Origin of the sequence: uncultured Methanobrevibacter sp., assembly GCF_902764455.1 — an archaeon.
Taxonomy (GTDB): domain Archaea; phylum Methanobacteriota; class Methanobacteria; order Methanobacteriales; family Methanobacteriaceae; genus Methanocatella.
On the sequence record NZ_CACWVY010000019.1, the window covers coordinates 26,709 to 51,550 of the forward strand.

Sequence of the window (24,842 nt, forward strand, 5' to 3'; positions counted from 1 at the left end):
TGAAACATTATTTTTTCTTAATTATTTATTAAAAAATGGTGTAAACATGGCAGAATATGATAAAAATACTTTAAAACATGTGCAAGATGTCCAATTAATGATTTTAAAAGACTTTATAAAAATTTGTGAAAAAAATAATTTAGAATATTATGCTTATGGAGGAACTGTAATCGGCACTATACGCCATGGGGGGTTCATTCCATGGGACGATGATATTGATGTATTGATGTTAAGAGAAGATTACGAAAAATTTTTAAAAATTATGGATGAAATGCAATCCGAAAAATATGAATTATTGAGCATAGATAAATACGAAGATTACCATTATATGTTTTCCAAATTGTCTTTAAAAGGAACAAAGTTTAAAAATTATTGGTGTTTGAAAAAATCGTTTAATGTCGGAATTAACATTGACATATTCATATTTGATTATATTCCATCAGATAACTTCAAATTTAAGATTTTTAAAAAAAGAGTTAAAATATTAAAAAAAATAGCATATATACTAGAAATTATCCAAAATGAGTATTACAATTCAACATATAAAAAAATAATTATTTATTGCATAAAATTTATTTTCCGTTTATTAAACATCAATAATAAAACATATAAAAAATTATACAAAAAATTACTGAATAAATTACATGACAAATCTGACAAATCACATTCATTAGTTTACGACTTAGCTGCAATATCATATGATGAACCTCTTAGAATAGATACAATAAAACCTCCAAGAAAAGTTAAATTTGAATCAATTGAAATCAATATTCCTAATAACTATGACAATTATTTAAAAATTAATTTTGGCAATTATATGGAAATTCCACCAAAAGACAAACAAACAAATCATTGCCCACTCGAAATTGATTTTGGAAAATATTAATCATGACATATCAAATTATATGATTAATAAGAAATTTTATTGAAAGTCTCATCTATATGTAAAAAAAATAAATACAAATAATACATAATATGATATTAATTTAACTATAAATAATTTGTTAATTTGACATGATTATACAATGAAAAAAAAGATATTGATAAAGATTATGTAAAATACTTTTATGATAAACATGCCAAAAAACGTGATAAATTTAATGAAATCCCCTCTTTCCAAGATAAAGAAAACTTAGACAAAAGACAAGAAGAATCAAAGATTGTCTTTGAAAATATCAATCTAACTGGAAAAAATTTTAGAAATCATCTGTGGAATAGGAAGATTTGCAAAAATATTTCACGACAAATGTGATTGTTATCTAGAATCAGATTTTGCTAAAAATTTAATTGACATCACAAAGTAAATTACAAATATAAAAACTGTTTTTCCAAGTAATGTCGCAGTAGATATTAAAATAGATGAATTATTAGTAGAACCTCCTTGATGTTATTTTATTGCAGGAGTATTAGTATTTTTAAATAATTATGATATCCCTAAAATGATTAATGAACTCAATGAAATAATTTCTGATGAAAAAACAATTTATATCAGAGAAACGAATTCAGTAATGGACCCTCCTTTAACACTTAAAGATTTTTACTCTAAAAATCTAGAAACTAATTACAGTACAATTTATAGAACTAAAGACGAATTAATGGACTTTTTCAGAGGATTTAAAAATAATCCCAAGTGATGTAATTTATAAAAATTTAAAGAAATATGATGAAACCTGTTATAGATACTTTATTATAGAGCAAAATATAAATATTAATATTTAAATGTACCAAGTTGTGATAAAATGGCAAGATTATATGGAAAAAACGAAGAGATAAACAAAGAAAATGTAAAAGAATTCTTCGATAAACGGGCAAATAAGGAAGTAGATAGCCTTATGACAATTACATCATTTCAAGATAAAGAAAATTTAGATCAGAGACAAAATGAAGAATCAAAAATATTATTAGAAAATATTGACCTGACTGATAAAAAGATTATTGAAATTGGCTGTGGACTTGGAAGATGGGCAGAAGTATTTCATGACAAATGTGAAAGTTATCTTGGCTTAGATTATGCTGAAAATCTCATAAAACTAGCCAATGAATATTATAACTATGAAAACTGCGAATTCCAGGTAATGTCCGCATTAGAGATCAATACCGACGAATTACTCATAAAACCACCATTCGACATTATTTTCATAGCTGGCGTTTTAATTTATCTTAATGACGAAGACATTTCACAGATGATTAAAGAAATCAATAAAATAGCTTCAAAAGATAAAATAATATACATTCGTGAAACAATTTCAGTAATGGACACCAGATTAACACTAAAAGACTTTTATTCAGAAGATTTAGATGCCGATTATAATGCTATTTACAGAACCAAAGACGAATTATTAGAATTTTTTAAAGGATTTGAAAATATAACCGATATCAAAAGCGATAAAATTCATGAAACCTTAAACAAACATGACGAAACAGGTTATAGATATTTTATTTTAAAATAGGAGGAATTATATTGAAAATCAAACATGCAGTTATTTGTGCAGCAGGACTTGGATCAAGATTAGGCAAAAATATGCCTAAGACATTAGTTAATATCACCAAAGATAAACGAATTATAGACCACCAATTAGAATTGGTTAAAGATTTTGAACTTGTTTCCCTTGTTGTTGGTTATAAATGTGAAGATGTGGTGGATTATGTTAAGGACAAAAGAGAAGACCTGAGAATCATACATAACCCAGGTTTTAAAAATAACTCCACTGCCTTTTCAATAGATTTAGCGACAAAAGATTTCGATGAACCATACGTTTCAATAGATGGGGACTTGTTAATTAATAAAAAAGAATTTGACAATTTTGTTAACTCTTATGATGGTGAAACCCTTCTTGGAATAACTCCAGCTAAAACAGAAGATGGTGTTTATGTCAACTTAAACGAAAATCAAGAGGTCATTTCCTTTCAAAGACAACCAAAAACTGATTTTGAATGGGCAAATATTGCTTGCATAAATAAACCGGTCATTATGGATAAAAATGAAGACTATGTTTACCCGCAATTCATAAAACATTTGCCTTTAAAAGCATTCATAATCAAACATCTATACGAAGTGGATACTCCTGGAGATTATGAAGTGGCATTAGCTAATTTAGATAAATTATAACAAAATTAATTGAAACTTTTTTCATGACTGAAGATTAAAGTTTCATTATATTAATTTTATATGAGAATGTGACACAAATTTTTAATTGATTTTTTGTGCAGATTTTTTTATATTTTTTCTTATTTTTAGTTGTTTTTTCTATTTATCTCGTTATAACTTCTTTTTAAATTGAACTATATTGCTATATGAAAATATAAAAAAATAACTAAAATCTCTAAAAAAGTAACAAATGAAATTTCAAATATAAAATAACTCCCGAAACTACTCAAATTCAATATTCATAGGTTAAATATTTAAATAAAAATCCAACAAAAAATTAAATTATTGGAGGAACACTTTAAGTACTTTTTCTTTGTGATTTCTAACATTATCAAGTTATAATCCCCATTGCTATAGAATTAGATTCATTTCAAAAGCATTTATTCATAATTCTAAAATTTTCGTAATAATACATATAGTAGACACAAAACAATAATAATTTAATAAAACAAATATAATCTATATGAAAACCAAAGAAAGAATATTCTACTATGACTTTTTAAGAACTTTTGCGATTATAGCAGTGATAATGTGTCATATAACTTTCTATTTTGGACCATTAAATACCACATCAGGAATCATATTCAAACAAACATACTACAATATTGGAAGACTTGGAGTTCCTATTTTTTTAATGATTAGCGGAGCTTTACTTTTAAATAGAACTTATTCTAATTTGGGTGATTTTCTAAAAAGAAGATTCTCTAGAATCATTTATCCATTTATCTTTTGGATGATTTTAATCACTTTAACCAATTTCTATTTCCACAAACCCTATTCATACATGTGGAACGTATTTATTGGAAATCCTTCCATCGCATGGTATTTTTGGACATTGATAGGCATTTATTTAGCGATTCCAATAATCAACATTTTCATTAAGGAATATGGTGAAAAAGGCTGCGAGTATTTCTTGGCAATTTGGTTTATTTTCATAATTTTAAATACATTCAGATTATATCCAATTTTACCCCACCTTAAATTAGACTGGTTCGCCGGTTTTATTGGATATCCAGTTCTAGGATATTATCTATCCACTAAAAAGTTTAACATTTCTGATTCAAAAATGTGGAAATTAGGATTAACTGTCCTTTTAATCCTTTTTATTGTTTTAATATATTATCCAATAGGAGATAATTTTAATACCGTTGAATTAATGTATCAAAACCTACCTGTTGTCCTAATGGGAATTGGAACGTATCTATTTATAGAATATCTAGATAATGAAAATAAATTCTATTCAATCAAAAACAGCTTCGTAGGAAAAGCAATCAGTTCAATTAGTCTTTGCAGCTACGGAATGTACTTTTCACATGTTATTGTAATCATGTTTATGTCAAAAATCAATCCTCATTCAACATTACTGTTCCCAGTGATGTTTATTGCAACCATTTTCCTATCTTGGCTTTTACCATATGTTTTCTCTAAAATTCCCTATGTTAAAAAGGTTTCTGGAGTATAAGCTTACACTTTTAATCAATGAACTCCAATTCAAATGGAGTTCCTTTTTTTAAATCTTTTTTAACAGGTTTTCCTAAAATATTTTTCAAATATTTTGGAGCCAATCCAAAAGATGGCCTGATTGAGCGAACATTATCTTCTGTGATAATTTCTCCATTTTTAATGTCTTCAACGACAAATAACGAACGTGAAAATTCTCTGTTTGCTTTTATTTTATCGGACAGTTCATAGCTGATTTTACCTAATGCCATTTCAACATTTCTAATAGAATCAACCATGTGCTTAAATTCATGAGGCTCCATTGAAAATTCACTGTCAGGACCTCCCATATTCCTATCCAAAATGAAATGTTTTTCAATTATCTTTGCTCCAAGTGCAACGGCTGCCACAGCTACTTCACTGCCTAATGTATGATCAGACAAACCTACAACAACATCAAATTTTTCAGCCAAATCCGGAATTGTATTTAGATTAATTTCATCATAGGGGGCAGGATATGATGAAGTACATTTCAATAAAGATATTCTGTCATTTCCAGCATTCAAGCATGTTTTAACTGCAAGTTTGATATCTTCCAGACTGGCAATACCCGTTGAGATTATAACAGGTTTTCCTTTTCCTGCAACATATTCAATTAAAGGAATATCTGTAATTTCAAAAGATGCAATCTTATATGCTGGCACATCCATCTTTTCTAGAAAATCTGCTGAAGTCTTATCAAATGGTGAAGAAAACACAATTAATCCCAATTCTTCTGCTATCTTTTTAAGTTCAGGCTGCCAATCCCATGGCATGTATGCATCCTCATACAACCCATAGAGAACCTGACCGTCCCATACAGTTCCCTGTTTAATCTGGAAATACTCATTATCACAATCTAAAGTAATGGTATCTGGAGTGAATGTCTGAAATTTTACTGCATTAGCTCCTGATTTTGCAATAGATTCAATTGTTTTAACTGCAATATCAAAATCATTCATATGGTTTGCAGACAACTCTGCTATTATGAATGTTGGATTATCTGCTCCAATTTTAAATTCACCAATATTGAATTCCATACATTATCACCTAATAAATTTAAATGCTTCACAATCTTTTATTATAACTTCATCCACTTTTTTAAATCCCATTGATTTAAATAATGAAATTGACCTATGATTATCCTTTTTAATATATGCAACAATTTCATCATATTCGCTATCATATTCAATTCCCTTAGATAATAAATATTTAGACAATCCAAGACCCCGATACTTCTTATTTAAACTGATACTGATTACAGGATATTCCTCATCATTATCAAAACGAATTTGACCAATTAAATCGTTTTCATACTCCAATACAAAAAATTTAAGAGAATCATCCTTTAAAATGTTTTTAAACCATTTTTTATGGTCTTCCAGCTTGATTTTATCTGAATTGAATGAACTTTGCCTTACTTCATCATCGTTAGCAATTTCAAAAATTTTCAAGCAATCTGATTCATTAATTTGCCTGAAATTAGAATTTTCAATATAATATTGCTTTAAAATTTCTTTAACTATTCTTAAAGATCCTTTTCCATCAATAGCATTAATGCCTACTGAGTGTTTGTAAAATCTGATATTTTTATCCTGCAAATAATCAATTTTATCAGTTATATTGTTTAATAAGTTTTCATCACACCAGCATCCCGCATATTCAATAAAACCTATATTAGACCAGTTTTTAATATTGTCTTTCTGATTTTCAATGATTCCAATGGCTATTGTTGGAACACCAATACAAGCCAGCTCATATAATGTTTGCCCGCTTGCAGAAATGGCCAAATCAACATCAGACATTGCATTTAACATTTCATTTGAATTCGGAGAATAAATCAATTCAGAAAAATCACTTTTCAAAGCTTCAATTTCAGAAATGTTTTCAAAACTATCTGCTATAATTACTTTCTTTTCAATCTTTGGAAATTTGTCATTCAGTAATCCTAATATTTTTGGAGTTAGATTTCTTAAATCATTGCCTCCCATTGTTATTAGAATGTTTTTTACATTATCGTTTATTTCTAATTTGGACACATTCCAAAATTCAGCCCTTAATGGAGCATATTTTGATCCCAATAAGTTTTTTATTTCATTATTTTGAGGATAATTTAAACTGGATGCATTAATCAGACCATTAACGACAATTCCATTAGGATAATCCAAGCGCTTATTATCATCCAAATAAACTGCCAGAGATACTTTTTTTGAAATTTCCACATAAATTTCATAATCAGCCAAATAAGAATCAATTACAACAATATCTGATGATTTTAAAAATGAAATATCTTCCGGCCAATTATCAATTTTAAAATCGATATTATCTAAAATAGATTTGACTGATTCATCACCATTAATAATGAATTTGGGCAGAATATCTCTTTTTTTGAAAGCCTGATAAATTGAACTGCAGCGGGCTACATGGCCAAAACCGAAATCTTTTCCACCTTCAGTTAAAATAACAACATCCATATTATGCTCCAAAGTGATTTTCAATAAATTCTTTAGCTTTGTTTAAATCCTGAACTTCGCATAAATGAATTGCTTCTTCAATCTCTTCTGATAATGTTGAACAGACCTTTTTTTGAATAATTTCTTTATTTATGGATTTCATCCAGGGTTTTTTATCAAATAGCTCAAGGACATCATTTAATGAAAAATAATTGTCATCATCATATAAATTATCATAAACACAACATAATAATGTATAATCCTGCGGAGTGTCCAATGTAATTCTAATGTCTGAATTATCATCATCCTGAACATATAAATTGATTTTAAACTCATCAGGATGTGATTTGTATATAAATGGAGTTACATGCTCTTTTTCATAATTTTCAGATGCTTCCAGATATGCCCTTTTTAAAACATTGAAATTAATTACTTCAACGTCAATTCCTCTTGGAAAAGACTCTTTAAGAGAATTTGAAGTGTAATCCGCATTTAAATCCAAATGATTTTGAATTATTTTATCAATTACATTACTGTCCATGCATGGACAGTCACTTGTTATTCTAACAATTACATCCAAATCATTTAAAACAGCAGCATTATAATATCTCTCCAAAACATTATCCAAACTACCGCAGTAATAAGGTACATTTTCCTTTTTTGCAACATCGACAATATCCAAGTCTTCTTCGTTTGTGCTTGTTGCAACAATAACTTCATCAAGTAATTCTGATTTTAAAACACGTCTGATAACCTGCTGCAATACACAAATATCACTACCAAAAGGCAAAGGTTTCAATACTTTTTTCGCAAGTCTTGAAGAAGAACTTCTAGCCTGAATGATTGCGCCTATTTTCATTTAAAACTCACCAAGTACTTTATTAAGGGTTTCATTAACGAATTCAATATCCTCATCAGTTAATGTAGGATACATTGGAATACTGAATACCTTTCTGTAAAATTCTTCACAAACAGGACATAAATCATTTTTAAATCCTAATTTCTGATAATAAGGCTGTTTGTAAACTGGAATATAATGAACCTGTACTCCAAGACCATTAGCTCTGAGCTTTGCAAAAATTTCCTTTTTATCTTTTATTAAGTGGTCTTTAAGTAAAATCGGATATAAATGATATGAAGACTTTCTGTTTTCCTTTTCAGAAGTGACATCAAAATAAGGATTATCTTCAAAGATTTCATTGTATGTTTTAGCAATTTTTCTTCTTGATTTAACGAATGAATCTAATTTTTTAAGCTGTGAAATGCCTAATGCACATTGAATATCAGTTATACGATAATTGAATCCCAGTTCCTGCATTTCATAGTACCAGTCGCCTGGAAATTCATTAACCAAATTGTTTTTAGTTATTCCATGTGATTTGAATAACTGTAATCTTTCATAATAGTTCTCATCATTTGTGACAATTATTCCACCTTCTCCTGTGGTAATATGCTTTACAGGATGGAAACTGAACATTGCCATTTCAGAATATGTAAGACAACCTATTTTCTTGCCGTTGTACATAGCACCCAATGCATGTGCACCATCTTCAATGATTTTGACATTATCAATTTCTGAGATCTCTTTCAGGTCAGCAGGATTTCCGGAGTAATGAACCGGAGTTATTAATTTAGTTTTTTCTGTTGTTTTGATTTTAGAAACATCAATATTTCCAGTTTCTTTTTTTATATCTGCAAATTTTACATTTGCACCTAAATAAAGACCTGCATTGGCTGTTGCGACAAAAGTATTTGGAGAAGTAATCATTTCATCTCCTTTTTTAAGACCTAATGCAAAATAAGCACCATGGAGAGCCGAAGTACCGGAGTTAAATGCAACTGCATACTTTGCTCCGCAATATTTAGCAATACCTCTTTCAAACTCTTCGATTTTAGGTCCCTGGGTAATAAATGGAGATTTTAAGGTCTTAACCACTTCTTCAATATCCTCATCATCAATCATCTGTTTTCCATAAGGAAGAAATTTAGAAATAATAATCACCTAATATATAATGTCCATGTCTTTTAAAGCTTCTCTAAGATCTTCAACAGTTAACCAATCTTCATTATTATCTGATGCATAGAAAAATCTGTCTTCAACCTTTTTTCCGCCTTCGACTTCATGATTAGACCACCATTCAAGTTCCGGATAAATTATATAATAGTCATCATATTCATAAGCAGATCTTGAATCTTCATCAGTAATCATAACTTCATGTAGCTTTTCACCTGCGCGGATTCCCACATCTTCAAGTTCACATCCCGGAAGCATAGCTTCAGCCAAATCAATAACCCTAAATGATGGACATTTATGAATAAATAATTCTCCACCTCTAGCTTCATCAATAGCTTTGATAACAAGATCAACTGCTTCATCAAGAGTAATCCAAAAACGAGTCATTCTCATATCTGTGATAGGCAATTTAGTAGCGCCCTCATCAATCAATGTTTTAAAGAAAGGTATTACAGAACCTCTGCTTCCGCTTACATTACCATAACGAACTACAGAAAATTTAGTATTTTTTGCACCAACATAAGCATTGGCGGCGATGAATAGCTTATCTGAAACCATTTTTGTTGCACCATAAAGATTTGAAGGATTTACCGCCTTATCTGTTGACAGTGCAACTACTTTTTCAACTTCCTTGTCAATTGCAACATCAACAATAGTTCTTGCACCGTCAATGTTGGTTTTAATGGCTTCCAAAGGATTATATTCACAGGCAGGCACCTGTTTTAGGGCAGCCGCATGAACAATGATATCCACACCATCACAAGCTCTAGCAAAACGTTGCTTATCCCTTACATCTCCAATAAAATAACGTAATATCTTTTTATGTTCGGCAAATTGTCTTTGCATCAGATATTGTTTGTATTCATCTCTAGAATAAATAATAACTTTTTTGGGATTGAACTGTTTTAAAACTCTTTCAGTGAACTTTTTTCCAAAAGAACCAGTTCCTCCAGTAATTAAAATTACTTTATCATCTAACATGTGTTAACACCATTATATTAATTCCTAATTGTAATATTATATAGTTTTTAAAATACTTAAATATTTAATTTAAAATGAAATTTCAAGAAAAACTAAATCAAATATCAAATTTAAATCAAACGAATATTTATATTTAAAATATTCTTAAATACATTGATATTTAATTATTATACAGACATGTAATTATTTTGAATATATTGTCAATTAAAGATTTAATTAATATCCGCAAAATATAACAAATGTGTTAATATGAACTGCTGGAAAAAGAATTTCAATAAAACAACATTAAAACAGGGACTTAAATACAAAAACAATATTGGAAATATCAGTTACGATGGCTACACTTTCAAAGCAATCATCACATCAAAAAATGAGTTCAATGTTGAACTTGTTTTGCAGGACAACTTATTATTTGACATGTCCTGCAGCTGCTCTAAAAAATCATCCTGTGCTCATGAAGCGGGAGTGCTGTATTTTCTGGAGGAGTTTCCTGAGATACTGGAAGATTTCACAGATGACAGCGAACATGAAAAAATTTCAGACATTGACATCAGTGCTGATTTGAAAGTCATATCCGAATCAAAACTTAAGAAATTCCTCAAAAAAGAATTTAAAAAAGACCCGAAACTCAAATACAGTTTCATCAAGCAATTCAGCACAGAGTCTTTGATTGATTCTAAAGCCTATGAAAGAAAGCTTAAAAGGATATTAAGAAATGGCGGGAAAGAATTCGGTTACTATAAACTCCACAATATGAGAACTCCCCTCAAGAATTTCGTGAAAAAAGACATCTGCACTTTAATCGAGCAAAAGGAATATAAATTAGCCTACAGGCTACTGAATGAGATAATGGACCTGTTTATCGACCAGGTCTACTGGGATGATGATGCGTGGTATGAAATAGCTTACTATTACAGGGAATATATTTATTTTTTACTTGAAAACGGCGAATTCAGCAATTCTGAAAGATTATATGTTAAAAGAAATTTGAGCATAATTAATGATATTGTACTCTAATGAAACAAAGGCAAATAATAAATGCAAATATTGCTTCAACTTAGTAAAATTGTTCTTACTTCATAATATTACCTTTAAATCAAAAGATAAACTATTTATATTTTTAAAAATAGAATATAACTAAATTAATGGAAAAAATAGGAATTAATCTTACTTTCAAACAAAGACAAAACATATTACACAGGTAATGAAAATTAAAAATTTTGTATACCTACAGATTTACCGTATTGATTGGATGAGAGATGAATAATAATTTTGCATTAATAACACATATTGATGATTGAAATGGCTTCAAAATCAATCACTAAAACATGGTGGGGAGAAAAATGGCTGGATGCCCTTAAAGGAGTAGATTATACCAACCGGATTGGCCGTGGTAAAACTTACGCCAACACAGGAAGGGTTTATGACATTCTAATCAGTGACAATCTTGCCCTAGCCAAAGTCAAAGGAAATTATCAAAGCTTTTATAATGTCAGCGTTGAGTTTAAGCAGTTCAGTCAAAGTGAAAAAAACACCATCATCAGAACAATCTATGAAAATCCAACAATAATGTCTGCCCTTTTAAACCGTAAGCTTCCCCGTGAAGTCCATGACCTTTTAAAACACCAGAAAGTCAACGTTTTTCCGACTTCACACAGGGATTTGAACACAAGATGCAACTGTCCGGATTACGCTACAATCTGCAAGCACATTGCAGGACTGGTCTATATGATTGCCTTGGAAATTGACAAAGATCCGTTTCTGATTTTTAAACTTAGAGGCCTTGATTTGCTTGATTCTTTAAACCTTGAAATTGAAGATACAAGCATTAAAGATATTTCAGAGCTGTTTGAAAACTCAGACACCCCTCAAAATGCAGACATTGACTTTTCCAAAATCCCCGACCTGCACTCACAGATTTTTCAGCTTTTGGATGAAAATCCGGTCTTTTACTCAAAGGATTTTAAAGGCATTTTAGACAATATCTACAAATCCATGGCCCGATTCAGTAAAAAACGCTGCGAAAATTACACTCGCCAAGGCCCTGGAACCTATGAATGGTATGTTAAAGTTGATTTTAACCATGATAACTTTAAAGGCAGTGAAGATGAATATGTCGATTGGCTGGAGGAAATATTTCTTAAACGCTGGGGTATGCCTAATCAATGGGAGGAGTTCAAGCTAAACATTAACAATAACTATGAGATTTCAAAAATTAAAGCAAATAAAACCTGCCCCATTACAAATGACATTTTGTTGTTTGGATTTTTCACTGAATTAAGCGAAAGCAGCATCTCCAAATTCAACACAGACATCAGATTCCTGAATCTAATCTATCAATTCAGTCTGGAGCTGATTAAAAAGCATGCACTTATTCCGGAGCTATTCAAATCCGGCAATACATATCACATCAGATGGATTCCTGCAATTTTCGATAAGGAAATCTCCAAAATCATTGATGCACTAACAGCACAATGTCCGGAGGGCTTAATTACCTTTAAAAACTCTGAAATTTCCAGAAAAGATCAGATTATCACAGCAGTCAGCCTGTTTGTCAAAGGATTTTTCGAAAAATACCTGAATCATGGCACGTCACAGACAATCAGGAAAAATTACGGAGAAGAGGTTTTTAAATTATTCTTCATAAAGCCGCAAAAGTTCAAGAAATCCCCAACAACACCTGAAGCAATCAGTCAATGGTTAAGCAGGTTTCAAATCAATTCAAGAGATTACGATTTGTATCTGCTTGTTGAAGAGACATCCAGCGGATTAAATGTGGACATCTGCGTCAATGATGAGATGGAAAGCATTTATGATGCCATCGAAAAAACCAATGATCCACTGTTAAAGACAAATTTGCTTAAGGATACCTACATCATCAATGAAATTTATCCGAAATTCAACGACACCCTAAGTTTAAATGAAAATCTCGAGTTAAATTTAGATGACTTCACCAATTTCTTTTTGAATACTTTGCCGTTGTTTGAAGTAATGGGGCTTAAAATTATTTTGCCCAAAAGTCTTCAGAAAATATTCAGACCAAAACTCAAACTTGACATCACTTCACAAAATGAGCAGACATACATTACATTCAATGACCTAACCAGTTTCAACTGGAAAGTCTCAATCGGAAATACAAACTGCTCACCTGAAGAATTCAGACAACTGGCTGAAAAATCAAAAGGCCTTGTTAAAATTGCCAATGAATTCGTAATGCTTGATGAAAGAGACGTCAAATCATTAATAAAACAGATTGACAGTCTGCCTGAAAAACTGAACCGCCATGACCTTACAAAAGCAGTGCTTAGCGGTGAGATTCTGGAAGGCGATGTTGAAGTGGAGGGAAACTTTGACGAGCTTATAGAAAGCATCACCCACTTCGATGACATTAACGTTCCGGGCAATGTCACTGCAAAACTGAGGGACTATCAGAAAAGAGGATTTTCCTGGCTTGTGCAAAACATCAAAACAGGCTTTGGAAGCATACTGGCCGATGACATGGGACTTGGGAAAACTCTGCAGGTGTTAACCGCAATCCAATACTTCAAAGAGGAAGGATACCTTGAAAATGAACATGTATTGGTTATTGCTCCAACAAGTCTTCTTACAAACTGGCAGGAAGAAATCAAAAAATTCACGCCTGATTTGACTTCATACATTTTCCACGGAACACACAGAAGATTCACAAAGAAAAAATATGACGTTTATCTGACATCCTATGGTGTCCTGAGAAGCGACCTTGCAAAGTTTAAAAAGCAAAAATGGTTCCTATGCATTATTGATGAAGCGCAAAACATCAAAAATCCCGGAACAAAACAGACAAAAGCAGTCAAGTCAATCAAGGCAAAACATAAAATTGCAATGTCCGGTACGCCTGTTGAAAACAGATTATCCGAATACTGGAGCATATTTGACTTTACAAACAAGGGATATCTAACAAGCCTCAAGAAGTTCAGGCAAAATTACATTATCCCTATTGAAAAGGAGAAAAATCAGGATACTCTAAATAACTTCAGGCAAATCACACAGCCATTTATCCTAAGGCGTCTTAAAAGCGATAAGAACATCATTAAGGATTTACCTGATAAAATCGTCAATGACATATACTGCAATTTAACCAAAGAGCAGGTTGCACTTTACAAGGAAACCCTTGACTCATCAATGGCAGAAGTTGAGGCAAATGAAGGAATAAAAAGAAGAGGTTTAGTTTTGAAGTTGATTAATTCATTAAAGCAAATATGCAATCATCCTTCACAGTTTACCAAAAGCGGCTCACAGGACATCGCTGAATCAGGAAAAACTGAAGTCTTGATGTACACCTTGGAAAATATCCTTCAGGCAGAGGAAAAAGTTCTTATATTTACCCAATATGTTAAAATGGGAGAAATAATAAAAAAACTGGCTGAAGAGAAGTTCAGCGAGGAAGTATTGTTCCTGCACGGATCTTTAAGCCGTTCCAAAAGAGATGAACTTATTAAAAAATTCCAAAATAACTCTCAAAACAGGATTTTCATCATTTCACTGAAAGCTGGTGGAACCGGACTGAACCTAACCTCCGCTCAAAATGTAATCCATTATGATTTATGGTGGAATCCGGCAGTGGAGAATCAGGCAACAGACAGAGCATACAGAATCGGTCAAAAGGAAAACGTAATGGTTTACAGATTCATCACAAAAGGAACATTTGAAGAGAAAATCAATGAAATGATACATTCAAAAGAGGAACTGGCCAAATTAACCGTTGGAAATGGTGAGACATTCCTCACTGAAATGGACAGCAAAGAGTTGAAAAAGATGTTAAAATTAAGAAAATAATTGATTCAAAGGTTAATTGAATTTAACTAATTTTTCAACATTTTAATTTTATTTTTAAGTCTGAGAATTTCAGCTTCAGCATTATCGGCCCTAATAATAACCTCATTCAATTCTTTTTCAAGCTCAATAATTTTATTTTGTGAAATTATTTCAGTCTCAAACCTACCAATAACCTCATCAGCAGCTCCATCATTTATCATGCATATTAACCCCAAAAATTCTTTTACATGAAAATTCAAAGTTACTCAAAAATCATTTAGAATTTAACTGATTTTTCAACATTTTCACTATCAGCCCTAGAAGCCTCACTATCCGCCCTAATAGCCTCACTATCCGCCCTAATAATAACCTCATTCAATTCTTTTTCAAGCTCAATAATTTTATTTTGTGAAATTATTTCAGTCTCAAACCTACCAATAACCTCATCAGCAGTACCATCATTTATCATGCATATTAACCCCAAAAATTCTTTTACATGAAAATTCAAAGTTACTCAAAAATCATTTAGAATTTAACTGATTTTTCAACATTTTTTTTATTTTGTGAAATTATTTCAGTCTCAAACCTACCAATAACCTCATCAGCAGTTTCATTATTTATCATGTTTATTAACTCCTCATATTCTTTTTCATCCGCAAAATATGCATCAATCATCGCATATAATACAGAATATAATGTATATTCTAATTTTTTTGGAATTACCTCAATTTTCAAATATAATTCAATAACTTGTCTGGTTACTTCACGAGCTGTTTCTCTTTGAGCAAATATCGCAACAATTCCCAAATTCAAAGCTTCATTTATGGTTAAATGCTCTTCGTTAAAATTGATTTTATTTTTTAGCATATTTAATCTTTTTTGATTGTCTTCGGCTCCAAGATCCAGGAATAACAGTTTAGTTATTGATGTTGGTGTCCTCTCAAATTCCTGAACAGATTTTTCTGGACTTAAATGTGATGCAATGACATTTAATGAAGGCAATCTCTCATCAGCTATTTTCTGAGTTTCATAATATCCTATTGTTTGAATTTTAGGTATGTCTACCTCTTTAGATTGATGTTCCAAAATTACAACAGCAGGCCAGAATAATCTCACATAATCCGGATCGACAACATATGAAGCATCCATCTCCAGTTTGGTTCCATCCTTAAGACGAACTTTTACATTGGATTTTCTTCTAAATATACCCGGAATATCCAAATTCTCATGCAACTCCTTTGGAAATTCATTATACAATACACCAAATGCAAAATCAAAAGGATGGTGAATTTTTTTCTTTCTTGCCATATCTATTCTCCAATAACTAATTTAATAGATTTTTTAAAACAATGATAAAAAGTCGACTAATGGTGTTTCATTAAATCTATGTTAATCAATTGTAATTTTAAAGAAAAATAAGTTTTTAAACTGCGAAAAAGCACAAAATCACACATGCAAAAAACTTATTAACAATGAAAATAGAATGCCAAAAATATACCAATATTTAAATACAACATACGAGTTATTACTTTTATGAACAGAAAGTATCTGATTGCAGCAATTGCAGTCGTAGTTATTATTGGTGTAGGAGCATTTGCACTTTCAAACAATACATCATCACAAATGACAAATTCTGTTAATATCGATGCAAATGCACTTGAAAACATGGGAAATATTGTAGTAAACGCTAGCGATGAATCCAAAGAAAAAGGATTGATTTCAGCTAGTTCAAGTGATTTGAATTCTATTTTAGTAACAAATAATGGTAAACTGACTTTAAAAAATTCACTGGTTAATAAAACCGGCGATACACAGACTTCAGGAGATGATGCTGACTTTTACGGCGTCAACTCAGCAGTTCTGGTTAACACAAATGGAACATTGGACATTTCAAATGTTGAAATAAATACCAACTCCAAAGGATCCAATGGAATTTTTGTAACTAATTCTGAAGCTTCAAGCAGGGGTTCTTCACAAGGGGGAGCTTCTGAAGGTTCACAACCTCCTGAAGCAACCGGCGGAAATTCATCCCAAGGAGGAGCAGGAGGACAACCTCCCGAAATGCCATCCGGAAACGGTTCAGGTGAACAGGGAGGAGCAGGCGGACAACCTCCTGAAATGCCATCCGGCGAAGGGTCTGGTGGAAATGGCGGCGGACAACCTGGCCAAAGCAGTGTTTCAGGAACAACCGAAGCAACCATTAAAAATGTGAAAATCACAACTCACTCCGACAAGTCAAGAGGTCTTGATGCAACATACAGCGGTAAGATTAATGCTGAAAATGTAATTATCAACACTGACGGTCAAAGCTGTGCTGCTCTTGCAACTGACCGTGGTGAAGGCCATGTACATGTTAAAAACTCTGAAATCAACACAGGCGTCAGTAAAACCAGCGGCAGAGGATCACCTTTAATATACTCAACAGGAAACATTACAGTGGACAATACCAAAGGAACCTCTTACGTATCTCAGATAGCTTGTATTGAAGGTAAAAACTCAATTGATGTGAAAAACTCTGACTTGAGCGGTTATGGTGAAGGTAACAGAAAAGATGGTGATGATTACGTTGATTTGGGAGGAATTTTTATCTACCAGTCAATGAGTGGAGACGCTGATGTTGGAACATCCCACTTTACTGCTGAAAACTCAAAACTCTCAATTCCTAAAGAATCATCTGTTTTCTCCGAGGCTCCAATGTTTCACGTAACCAACACAGCATGCGTCATTGATTTGAAAAATACTGAACTTAGCTTTGGAAGCGGAACCTTTTTAGAAATTGCCGGTCAAAACCAATGGGGAACCACAGGTTCCAACGGAGGAGTGGCTGAGCTGAATACAGATAATGAAAAAATAGACGGAAACGTTATTGTCGATTCAATAAGTTCCCTTAACTGGACCATGAAACATACCGAGTTTAAAGGAGCAATCAATTCTACCGGTAATACTACAGTTAAAGTTGTCGACGGTTCAAAATGGACATTGGCTGGTGACAGTACAGTATCCGGCCTGGAAGTCAACGGTGAAATTGACTACGGTAATTTTACATTAACTGTTGACGGTAAAACATACAACAGTTCAAATCCTTTTAAAGGATAGGAAAGAATTATTTCTTTCCCTATTTTATTTTTTTAGCAGTGAAAACCAGCATTATATACTTCTTTTAGCAGTTCAGGTTGAGATTTGACATCTCCGAATGCAGAAAATACAGCTTTTTCTGTTGGATTTTTGGAAAATCCTATGAAATCTCTGATTCCAGTAAGGACATCCCCGTTAGTTGAACCTGCTGCGGTTATTATATAGTAATCCTTGTTTTCAAGATGCCTGAATATCGGATAGCATCTGTCAAAGAATCTTTTCAGGCTGCCACACATTGAATAATAGTATACTGGTGTTGCATATACAATAACGTCGGCTTCCATCATCTTGTCGAGCACTTCTTCAAGACCGTCTTCCTGGAAACACTTCATTTCAGGAGTTTTACATTTATAGCATGCCTTGCAGGAGTGAAACCTTATTTCTTCAAGGTTGTATTTAACAGCAGCGTTATCTGCATCTAAAGCGCCTTTTACAAATTCATCACATAATGTGTCTGAATTTCCACCGATTCTTGGTGATGAACTGATTACGACTACTTTTTTACTCATTTTCAATCCACTCCTTAGCTTTTGAGACATCACCCATAAACCTCATTCCTTTTGCAAAATTAAGTTCAGGATAGGTGTTTTGAAGGTCACTTACGCATTTGTCCACACCGGAGCCTCCGGATGTGCAGAACACTTTAATAGTTTTGCCGGAAAGATCAACACTTTCAATGAATGTGTTGATGATTGTAGGTGCTGTATACCACCATACCGGAAAACCTATAGCTACTGTGTCATATTTACTTACATCACATGTTTCTTTAATTGGAGGTCTGAATGATTTGTCATTCATTTCAATTGTTGACCTTGAATTTTTGTCCATATAATCCAAATCTGCTGGAGTGTAGATTTCTTCTGGAACAATTTCAAAAATGTCATAGCCGTTTTCATCAGCTATTTTTTCTGCTACACTTTTGGTTACTCCGCTTGCTGAAAAATATGTAATTAATATATTACTCATTTTATCACCTATTTAAAAATAGATTTTAATTATATTTAATTGTTAATAGGAAAAAACCAGCAGCATTTATCATGTATTTAAATTGAAAGTTCAATTTATTAAACTGATTTAAAAATATTTTCATTTAAAATCATTTAATGAATTTTACATTAACGACAATGGTTTAGAAAATATTGTATGAAAAAAATCTATGATATATATGCTCATCATTAAAATTAGATACAAAACTGCAAACAATATCGTTAATGTTATCCAAGTGCAATAATCTAAAAAATCATGCGGTAGAAAATATAGTCTCCATTGCAGGAATTCCATAATTATTTGCAAAATTTTGCTTAAAACAGACATCTTTTTCATATTTAAAAACAAAATATGTGAATTTCAATTCAATACAAATTAATTCATCGCCAATCATAATAGACAAGCCAATGTTAGAAGACCTGAGATTTTGCTTATCAATACCCAAAATTCTTGAAGCACTGATTATTTCCAATACGGCAGGAAATCCGTTTTTATCTAAATCAAATACAATTCCATCAGTTATATCTATTAATTTGCCATATTTACTAGATTCATCAATAGTAATATCCATAACATCATATTCACCATCATACACATAATCCAACTTAGATTTCATCAATGTTTCCTCCTGTGCTTGTCTTTAGGTATTACAGCAATAATAGCCACTTCTTTAGAATTAATTATATCTACAACAACATATAAATCCCCTATTGAGTAATTCAAAAATTAATTCAAATCTATTATCATATCCTAAAGTCTTTTGAATGCCAACTGGGACTTCAGACAATAATTTTTTAGATACTAAATTCAAATCAGCACCACGATATCTAATCCTTTTAAACAATGCTTTGTAGTAGCATACCATATGGATTATTCCTGATTTTATTTAAAGCTATTATCAATATTATAATCCATAAATTCACTTTTAAATTTCAATAAATGCATATAACATTTTATATTTTTAAAAATAAATATTTTTCTATTTTTATAACTTGAATAAAATAATATAAAGTCAATTTAATAAAATCAAAGCAATTTAACAAAGTTAAAACAATTTTAAAATTAAATCAAATTAACAAATATTATAAACCAATTAAAACAAAATATAAAACATTATAAATTAATGAAGGTAATATAAAATGTCAAAACCTGTTGTTGCTATAACAAGGCCAAAGGATAGGGCTAAAAAGGCCTGTGAGATTGTAGAAAATCTGGGAGGAAGTGCAGTTCTTGCACCAACCCTTGATTTGGAACCAGTCAATACAGAATCCCTGAAATATCTAGTATCCAAAAAAGATGAACTTGACTGGATTATATTCACATCACCTACAACTATCGTTTCACTAAATAAATTCTATCCTGATTTCATAAAGACTTTAAACTGCAAGTTAGCAGTCATTGGAAATAAAACCGGAAAATTAGCTGAAAAAAATGGGTTAACTGTTGATTTGATGCCGCAGGATTTTACTGCAGAAGGCCTGATTGAAGAGTTTAAAAAACGTGAAATTACCGGTAAAATCATCGGAATTCCAAGAACTGCATCTGCAAGGCCAATACTTCCAGAAGAGCTTGAAAAACTTGGAAATAAAATTATTTTAGCTGAAGCATACAAATCATTATTCCCAATGGACGAACAGGCAATAACTGAACTTTTTTCAAAAATTGAAAACAAGGAAATTGATGCAATAACTTTTACCAGTCCCCTGACTGTTGAAAACTTCTTCCAGATAGCTGAAGATAAGGAAAAGTTAAGCAAAATGTTAAACGATAATCTTTTAACAGTCTGTATCGGCCCAATTACAGCAAAAGTCCTTGACAAATATGGTGTTACCTACATTTACCCAGACACTTATACTGTTCCTGATATGATGGAACTATTATTCAAGACATGGAGAGAGGAAAATGAATGAGAAAATAAGCATTATCTTACCTATATTCAATGTTGGACCTCACTTAAAAGGAGGTATTGACTCTCTTATTAATCAGACAATTGGAAATGAAAATTTGGAAATAATCATGGTTAATGACTGTTCAACTGACGGATCAGACAAAATCATCGATGAATATGCAGAAAAATACGACTGCTGTGTTGCAATACACCATGAAACCAACAGCGGAGGAGCTCATACTCCCCGCAATACAGGCATTGAAGCATCAACCGGCGATTACATAATGTTTTTAGATCCTGATGACAGATACGTTCCTGATGCCTGTGAAAAATTATATAATACCCTTAAAGAGTATGACGTTGATTTGGCATTTGCACGTTTCAGAAGAATATTCGAATATGGAGGATACGTTCAGGAATCATACTCCCCTTACAAGGCAGACCTTGAAAGCGCATATCCTGATGAAACATTCAAGTCCGCAAACTTTTTAGATATTCCTGATGTAGTCTGGGACAATGTTGTTGAACGTGCATTATATGGTAAAACATTGGAAGTGACATATCCGAGAGACAAGCCTATAGATATCATCCATGTTGACAATATCGAACAAGAACCTGACCTGCTGAAAATACAGCCTTCAGTATGGTGTAAAATTTACAAAAGAGAACTTATCATGGATAATAACTTGCGTTTTAAAAAGTATGTTACAGGAGATGACATGGCATTTACCCTTGAAGCTCTCCTGCATGCCAAAGGTATTGTATATCTGAACAATTACTTCAGTTACGATTACTATATCAGGGATTTGCCGGACGACAAGTCCATTACCAACAATGTTAATGTCAGACTTTTGGATGAGCTGATGGAAGCTTACATTTACTGCAGAAAGCAGACTGAAGGATTTTCGACTGACGTTCAGAATGTATCAATAAATCCTCATCTGCTTCATTGGATGCATACCTGGAAAACATCCCCATTTACTAAAAGTGAAAACAAATTATTGCTCAGCAAAGTAAAAAGACTTAAAAAAATTCACAATGGTGATATTAAAACTAGAATGCTGATGTCTTCTATGACAACTGCATTAGAATCAAAAATATTTATTTCAAAGGAGTGAAACTATGGCCGATTATAAATACGTTATTGTAGGAGCAGGATTATCAGGCCTTACATTAGCTGAAAGAATTGCAAATGAATTGGATGAAGAAGTATTGATTATTGAAAAGCGTGACCACATCGGAGGTAACGTGTATGATTTCTATGATGACGGACTGCTGATTCAAAAATACGGACCGCATATTTATCATACAAATGAAAAGAAAGTCCATGATTACCTGTCACAATTTACAGAATGGAATGATTACGTACACAGAGTATTAAGTTACGTTGATGGAAAACTCGTACCGATGCCAATCTGTATTGATACTTTAAATAAACTTTATGATCTTGATTTGGATGAGGAATCCATGAAGGAATGGATTGATGAGCACAAGGAAGATATTGATGAAGTCAAATCCTCCGAAGATGTTGTTTTGAAAAACGCAGGACGTGACATTTACAATAAGCTATTTAAAAACTACACTGAAAAGCAGTGGGGAACATCAGCCGCTAATTTAAGTTCAAGCGTTATTTCAAGAATTCCCTTCAGATTCAATCATGACGACAGATACTTTGCAGACACATATCAGGGAATGCCTAAGGAAGGATTTACAAAAATGTGTGAAAACATGATTAAATCCGATAAAATCCATGTCGGACTTAAATCAGACTACAAAGACTACATCGACAGGATTGACTACGAAACCTTAATCTACACAGGCCCTATCGATTATTTCTATGACTACAAATATGGAGAACTGTTATACAGATGCCTGAACTTCGTATATGAAATTGTAGATGAAGATTCCTATCAGGACGTAGCCGTTGTCAATTATCCGAATGACTCTTACTTTACAAGAATTACCGAATTTAAAAAATTAACCTGGCAGGAAGTTGAAGGAAAAACCGCCATCATGAGAGAATATCCCGGATTCAATGGCGAAAAATGTTACCCTTATCCGACACAGGAATATCTGGACAAATTTAAATTGTACGAAGCGGAAATGGAAAAAGAAGAAAATGTCATCTTTGCTGGAAGACTGGCCAAATACAAATATTACAATATGGATCTGGTTGTTAAAGATGCATTGGAAATCTTTGAAACTCAAATTAAATAGGTGATAAAATGATTACCATTTGGCCACAATATTTAGATAAAGACTTGACTCTTAAGCAAGGTCGTAAAGTCTCAAAAGACTTAGCTGTAAAGGAACCTGCTTTAAACGACATTGAAAGAGCTTTAAAAAGACTTGGTTTAAAATACACCATAGATAAGGAAAGAGCATATCCCGGAAAATGGTATGAAAAATCCGGCAGAATCCTTGTCGAATGGGAAGGTACAAAACTTGAATTATTAAAAGAAGTTAGCTTAAAAATTAAAGAAATAAGAAACTGATTACCATGAAAATACCACAATTAATGCAGGAACAGTACCTCCAGGCACGTGAGATTATTGAAAACTCCGAAGATATCAAGATATACTCTCACATTGACTGTGACGGTATTTGTTCAGGCGCAATTTTATCAACCATACTAGATAGACAAAACAAAGAACATGAAATTGAATTTGTAAATTTAGATGTCTTAGATGATATTGAACTTACACACGAACTTACAATCTTTTCAGATTTAGGTTCAGGCCAGCGAATTGATACAAACGCAAAAGAAGGCCAAAAGATTATCATCCTGGACCACCATCCGCCTTTAAGAGACCTTGACTACAAAGACGACAAGGACTACACATATCTCGAAATCAATCCGATACATCATGGCATTGACGGATCATATTATGTTTGTGGAGGAGGACTATGCTATTTTTTAGCCAAAGAATTCGGATACACTGACTTGAGTTGGATTGGAGTTCTTTCAGCTATTGGAGATATGCAAAATACAAAAACAGGTCATTTTGAAGGATTAAATAAAATTATACAACAGGATGCAATAGATGAAGGTTATCTTGAACTGATAGAAAATGACATTAACATTTACGGAAGAAATACAAGACCTTTATTTGTAGCACTGTCTTATTTTAGTGATGTCAACCTGCCGATAACAAACAACACCACAGAAACCATGGCCATCCTTGAAGAGCTCGGAATTGATGAAAAACATAATCGTAAAACTTTAAACGAACTGACACAGGATGAAAAAGGTAAATTATTCCAGTGCTTACTTGGAATGATTTCAAAAGCAGTTCCTGGAAGATATGTCAGATACATTCCTCAAATGATTATTGGAGATTCATATACTTTCTTAAAAGAAGATGAAAACAGTTTTTTAAGAGACGGTTCTGAATTTTCAACCGCCATGAATGCATGCGGAAGAAACCACGAAGAAAAGGTAGCTATGGAAGTTTTAAAAGGAGACCGATTCGTTGCACTTGATGAACTTGAATCCATCAGCAAAACCCACAGGTACAATCTGGCAACATCCATAGAAAAAATCGCTGAAGGCGATAATACAAACATTATTGAGATGGAAAACCTGCAGTATTTCGACGGAGATGGCATTAAACCAGAAATCGTAGGAACAGTAACAGGAATGATTTTAGGATACTGCAACTGGAAAAAACCAATTATAGGATTCACACAAACTGATGACAATGAACTTAAAGTTTCACTCAGATGTTCAAGACTACTTTCCTATGACGGAATTCACTTTGGAAGCATTATCCGAGACATATCTGCAAAAGTAGGGGGCAGTGGTGGTGGACACGCCATGGCATGCGGTGCATACATTCCAATAGATAAAAAAGATGAATTTCTCCAAGAATTTAATGATGCCTTAAATGGAAAATTATCAAACTAATTTATATATGATAAATTAAAGAATATATATTAATCAAGTTTAATTGAGGAATGAAC

The 24,842-nt window shown here is 32.2% G+C and carries 24 protein-coding genes; 13 read left to right on the forward strand and 11 right to left on the reverse strand.

Translation table 11 applies throughout. The features are described from left to right. Nucleotides 1-46 precede the first annotated feature (46 nt). The 5 genes from QZU75_RS07605 to QZU75_RS07625 all read left to right on the forward strand — a co-directional run bounded on the left by QZU75_RS07605 (nt 47) and on the right by QZU75_RS07625 (nt 4,610). Nucleotides 47-886 (forward strand): phosphorylcholine transferase LicD, encoded by an 840-nt coding sequence (locus tag QZU75_RS07605; RefSeq protein ID WP_296882739.1) that lies wholly within the window; start codon nt 47-49, stop codon nt 884-886. 553 nt (nt 887-1,439) lie between these two features. Next, entirely contained in the window at nt 1,440-1,634 is a 195-nt protein-coding gene (locus QZU75_RS07610; RefSeq protein WP_296882740.1) for a hypothetical protein, read from the forward strand. Between the two features lie 105 nt (nt 1,635-1,739). After that, on the forward strand, nt 1,740-2,450 hold the full coding sequence (locus QZU75_RS07615) for a class I SAM-dependent methyltransferase (protein WP_296882742.1): 711 nt from the start codon (nt 1,740-1,742) through the stop codon (nt 2,448-2,450). A gap of 11 nt (nt 2,451-2,461) precedes the next feature. Further along, complete coding sequence (locus QZU75_RS07620; protein ID WP_296882743.1) at nt 2,462-3,109, forward strand: NTP transferase domain-containing protein; 648 nt, start codon at nt 2,462-2,464, stop codon at nt 3,107-3,109. 502 nt (nt 3,110-3,611) lie between these two features. Further along, nucleotides 3,612-4,610: an acyltransferase gene (locus QZU75_RS07625; protein ID WP_296882745.1), complete on the forward strand. Its 999-nt coding sequence runs from the start codon at nt 3,612-3,614 to the stop codon at nt 4,608-4,610. 10 nt (nt 4,611-4,620) lie between these two features. On the opposite strand, the gene pseI is transcribed toward QZU75_RS07625, so the two are convergent. Genes pseI through pseB form a run of 5 tightly spaced genes read right to left on the reverse strand, consistent with a single transcriptional unit; the run spans nt 4,621 to nt 10,075 of the window. Further along, nucleotides 4,621-5,667 carry a pseudaminic acid synthase gene (gene pseI, locus QZU75_RS07630; RefSeq protein ID WP_296882747.1) on the reverse strand — a complete coding sequence of 349 codons (1,047 nt, stop codon included), beginning with the start codon at nt 5,665-5,667 and terminating at the stop codon, nt 4,621-4,623. A 6-nt stretch (nt 5,668-5,673) separates the two neighbouring features. Further along, on the reverse strand, nt 5,674-7,101 hold the full coding sequence (locus tag QZU75_RS07635) for a bifunctional UDP-2,4-diacetamido-2,4,6-trideoxy-beta-L-altropyranose hydrolase/GNAT family N-acetyltransferase (protein WP_296882749.1): 1,428 nt from the start codon (nt 7,099-7,101) through the stop codon (nt 5,674-5,676). 1 nt (nt 7,102) lies between these two features. Continuing rightward, the gene (locus QZU75_RS07640) at nt 7,103-7,939 is read right to left on the reverse strand and encodes a glycosyltransferase family protein (RefSeq protein ID WP_296882751.1); all 837 of its coding nucleotides are present in this window, start codon (nt 7,937-7,939) and stop codon (nt 7,103-7,105) included. Continuing rightward, complete coding sequence (gene pseC / locus QZU75_RS07645) at nt 7,940-9,082, reverse strand: UDP-4-amino-4,6-dideoxy-N-acetyl-beta-L-altrosamine transaminase (RefSeq protein WP_296882753.1); 1,143 nt, start codon at nt 9,080-9,082, stop codon at nt 7,940-7,942. Next, entirely contained in the window at nt 9,083-10,075 is a 993-nt protein-coding gene (gene pseB, locus QZU75_RS07650) for a UDP-N-acetylglucosamine 4,6-dehydratase (inverting) (protein WP_296882755.1), read from the reverse strand. Nucleotides 10,076-10,324: 249 nt separating this feature from the next. On the opposite strand from pseB, the gene QZU75_RS07655 reads away from it, so the two are divergent. Together QZU75_RS07655 and QZU75_RS07660 are read left to right on the forward strand one after the other, a co-directional pair. Continuing rightward, on the forward strand, nt 10,325-11,092 hold the full coding sequence (locus QZU75_RS07655) for a hypothetical protein (protein WP_296882757.1): 768 nt from the start codon (nt 10,325-10,327) through the stop codon (nt 11,090-11,092). A gap of 276 nt (nt 11,093-11,368) precedes the next feature. Then, nucleotides 11,369-14,890 (forward strand): DEAD/DEAH box helicase, encoded by a 3,522-nt coding sequence (locus QZU75_RS07660; protein WP_296882759.1) that lies wholly within the window; start codon nt 11,369-11,371, stop codon nt 14,888-14,890. A gap of 26 nt (nt 14,891-14,916) precedes the next feature. Here the strand turns inward: QZU75_RS07660 and QZU75_RS07665 are convergent, their stop codons facing one another. Genes QZU75_RS07665 through QZU75_RS07675 form a run of 3 tightly spaced genes read right to left on the reverse strand, consistent with a single transcriptional unit; the run spans nt 14,917 to nt 16,177 of the window. Next, a complete protein-coding gene (locus tag QZU75_RS07665) occupies nt 14,917-15,090 on the reverse strand; it encodes a hypothetical protein (protein WP_296882760.1) in 174 nt (57 codons plus the stop codon). A gap of 56 nt (nt 15,091-15,146) precedes the next feature. Next, entirely contained in the window at nt 15,147-15,338 is a 192-nt protein-coding gene (locus tag QZU75_RS07670) for a hypothetical protein (RefSeq protein WP_296882762.1), read from the reverse strand. A 56-nt stretch (nt 15,339-15,394) separates the two neighbouring features. Further along, a complete protein-coding gene (locus tag QZU75_RS07675; protein WP_296882763.1) occupies nt 15,395-16,177 on the reverse strand; it encodes a hypothetical protein in 783 nt (260 codons plus the stop codon). A gap of 225 nt (nt 16,178-16,402) precedes the next feature. Between QZU75_RS07675 and QZU75_RS07680 the strand changes: the two genes are divergently transcribed. Then, nucleotides 16,403-17,965 (forward strand): hypothetical protein, encoded by a 1,563-nt coding sequence (locus QZU75_RS07680; protein WP_296882764.1) that lies wholly within the window; start codon nt 16,403-16,405, stop codon nt 17,963-17,965. 32 nt (nt 17,966-17,997) lie between these two features. Here the strand turns inward: QZU75_RS07680 and QZU75_RS07685 are convergent, their stop codons facing one another. The 3 genes from QZU75_RS07685 to QZU75_RS07695 all read right to left on the reverse strand — a co-directional run bounded on the left by QZU75_RS07685 (nt 17,998) and on the right by QZU75_RS07695 (nt 19,607). Continuing rightward, entirely contained in the window at nt 17,998-18,513 is a 516-nt protein-coding gene (locus tag QZU75_RS07685) for a flavodoxin family protein (RefSeq protein ID WP_296882765.1), read from the reverse strand. Beyond that, a complete protein-coding gene (locus QZU75_RS07690; RefSeq protein ID WP_296882766.1) occupies nt 18,506-18,970 on the reverse strand; it encodes a flavodoxin in 465 nt (154 codons plus the stop codon). The genes QZU75_RS07685 and QZU75_RS07690 overlap by 8 nt, the downstream gene beginning before the upstream one ends. A 274-nt stretch (nt 18,971-19,244) precedes the next feature. Then, a complete protein-coding gene (locus QZU75_RS07695) occupies nt 19,245-19,607 on the reverse strand; it encodes a DUF2283 domain-containing protein (protein ID WP_296882768.1) in 363 nt (120 codons plus the stop codon). A gap of 523 nt (nt 19,608-20,130) precedes the next feature. Here QZU75_RS07695 and QZU75_RS07700 point away from each other — a divergent pair. The 5 genes from QZU75_RS07700 to recJ are packed head-to-tail and all read left to right on the forward strand — an operon-like array spanning nt 20,131 to nt 24,786. Beyond that, nucleotides 20,131-20,901, forward strand: coding sequence for a uroporphyrinogen-III synthase (locus QZU75_RS07700; protein ID WP_296882769.1), 771 nt, complete (start codon nt 20,131-20,133; stop codon nt 20,899-20,901). Continuing rightward, nucleotides 20,894-21,997, forward strand: a complete 1,104-nt coding sequence (locus QZU75_RS07705; RefSeq protein WP_296882771.1) for a glycosyltransferase — start codon at nt 20,894-20,896, stop codon at nt 21,995-21,997. Before QZU75_RS07700 ends, QZU75_RS07705 begins: the two co-directional genes overlap by 8 nt. Nucleotides 21,998-22,001: 4 nt before the next feature. After that, complete coding sequence (gene glf / locus QZU75_RS07710) at nt 22,002-23,096, forward strand: UDP-galactopyranose mutase (protein ID WP_296882773.1); 1,095 nt, start codon at nt 22,002-22,004, stop codon at nt 23,094-23,096. Between the two features lie 8 nt (nt 23,097-23,104). Beyond that, nucleotides 23,105-23,374, forward strand: coding sequence for a signal recognition particle subunit SRP19/SEC65 family protein (locus QZU75_RS07715; protein ID WP_296882776.1), 270 nt, complete (start codon nt 23,105-23,107; stop codon nt 23,372-23,374). Nucleotides 23,375-23,379: 5 nt separating this feature from the next. Continuing rightward, nucleotides 23,380-24,786 carry a single-stranded-DNA-specific exonuclease RecJ gene (gene recJ / locus QZU75_RS07720; protein ID WP_296882778.1) on the forward strand — a complete coding sequence of 469 codons (1,407 nt, stop codon included), beginning with the start codon at nt 23,380-23,382 and terminating at the stop codon, nt 24,784-24,786. The last annotated feature ends 56 nt before the right edge of the window (nt 24,787-24,842 follow it).

Bases quoted from the DNA above. Each gene is read 5' to 3' on its own strand.
- QZU75_RS07605 (WP_296882739.1), top strand. From the start codon at position 47: ATGGCAGAATATGATAAAAATACTTTAAAACATGTGCAAGATGTCCAA.
- QZU75_RS07610 (WP_296882740.1), top strand. From the start codon at position 1,440: ATGATTAATGAACTCAATGAAATAATTTCTGATGAAAAAACAATTTAT.
- QZU75_RS07615 (WP_296882742.1), top strand. From the start codon at position 1,740: ATGGCAAGATTATATGGAAAAAACGAAGAGATAAACAAAGAAAATGTA.
- QZU75_RS07625 (WP_296882745.1), top strand. From the start codon at position 3,612: ATGAAAACCAAAGAAAGAATATTCTACTATGACTTTTTAAGAACTTTT.
- pseI (WP_296882747.1), bottom strand. From the start codon at position 5,667: ATGGAATTCAATATTGGTGAATTTAAAATTGGAGCAGATAATCCAACA.
- QZU75_RS07635 (WP_296882749.1), bottom strand. From the start codon at position 7,101: ATGGATGTTGTTATTTTAACTGAAGGTGGAAAAGATTTCGGTTTTGGC.
- QZU75_RS07640 (WP_296882751.1), bottom strand. From the start codon at position 7,939: ATGAAAATAGGCGCAATCATTCAGGCTAGAAGTTCTTCTTCAAGACTT.
- pseB (WP_296882755.1), bottom strand. From the start codon at position 10,075: ATGTTAGATGATAAAGTAATTTTAATTACTGGAGGAACTGGTTCTTTT.
- QZU75_RS07655 (WP_296882757.1), top strand. From the start codon at position 10,325: ATGAACTGCTGGAAAAAGAATTTCAATAAAACAACATTAAAACAGGGA.
- QZU75_RS07660 (WP_296882759.1), top strand. From the start codon at position 11,369: ATGATTGAAATGGCTTCAAAATCAATCACTAAAACATGGTGGGGAGAA.
- QZU75_RS07665 (WP_296882760.1), bottom strand. From the start codon at position 15,090: ATGATAAATGATGGAGCTGCTGATGAGGTTATTGGTAGGTTTGAGACT.
- QZU75_RS07670 (WP_296882762.1), bottom strand. From the start codon at position 15,338: ATGATAAATGATGGTACTGCTGATGAGGTTATTGGTAGGTTTGAGACT.
- QZU75_RS07675 (WP_296882763.1), bottom strand. From the start codon at position 16,177: ATGGCAAGAAAGAAAAAAATTCACCATCCTTTTGATTTTGCATTTGGT.
- QZU75_RS07680 (WP_296882764.1), top strand. From the start codon at position 16,403: ATGAACAGAAAGTATCTGATTGCAGCAATTGCAGTCGTAGTTATTATT.
- QZU75_RS07685 (WP_296882765.1), bottom strand. From the start codon at position 18,513: ATGAGTAAAAAAGTAGTCGTAATCAGTTCATCACCAAGAATCGGTGGA.
- QZU75_RS07690 (WP_296882766.1), bottom strand. From the start codon at position 18,970: ATGAGTAATATATTAATTACATATTTTTCAGCAAGCGGAGTAACCAAA.
- QZU75_RS07695 (WP_296882768.1), bottom strand. From the start codon at position 19,607: ATGAAATCTAAGTTGGATTATGTGTATGATGGTGAATATGATGTTATG.
- QZU75_RS07700 (WP_296882769.1), top strand. From the start codon at position 20,131: ATGTCAAAACCTGTTGTTGCTATAACAAGGCCAAAGGATAGGGCTAAA.
- QZU75_RS07705 (WP_296882771.1), top strand. From the start codon at position 20,894: ATGAATGAGAAAATAAGCATTATCTTACCTATATTCAATGTTGGACCT.
- glf (WP_296882773.1), top strand. From the start codon at position 22,002: ATGGCCGATTATAAATACGTTATTGTAGGAGCAGGATTATCAGGCCTT.
- QZU75_RS07715 (WP_296882776.1), top strand. From the start codon at position 23,105: ATGATTACCATTTGGCCACAATATTTAGATAAAGACTTGACTCTTAAG.
- recJ (WP_296882778.1), top strand. From the start codon at position 23,380: ATGAAAATACCACAATTAATGCAGGAACAGTACCTCCAGGCACGTGAG.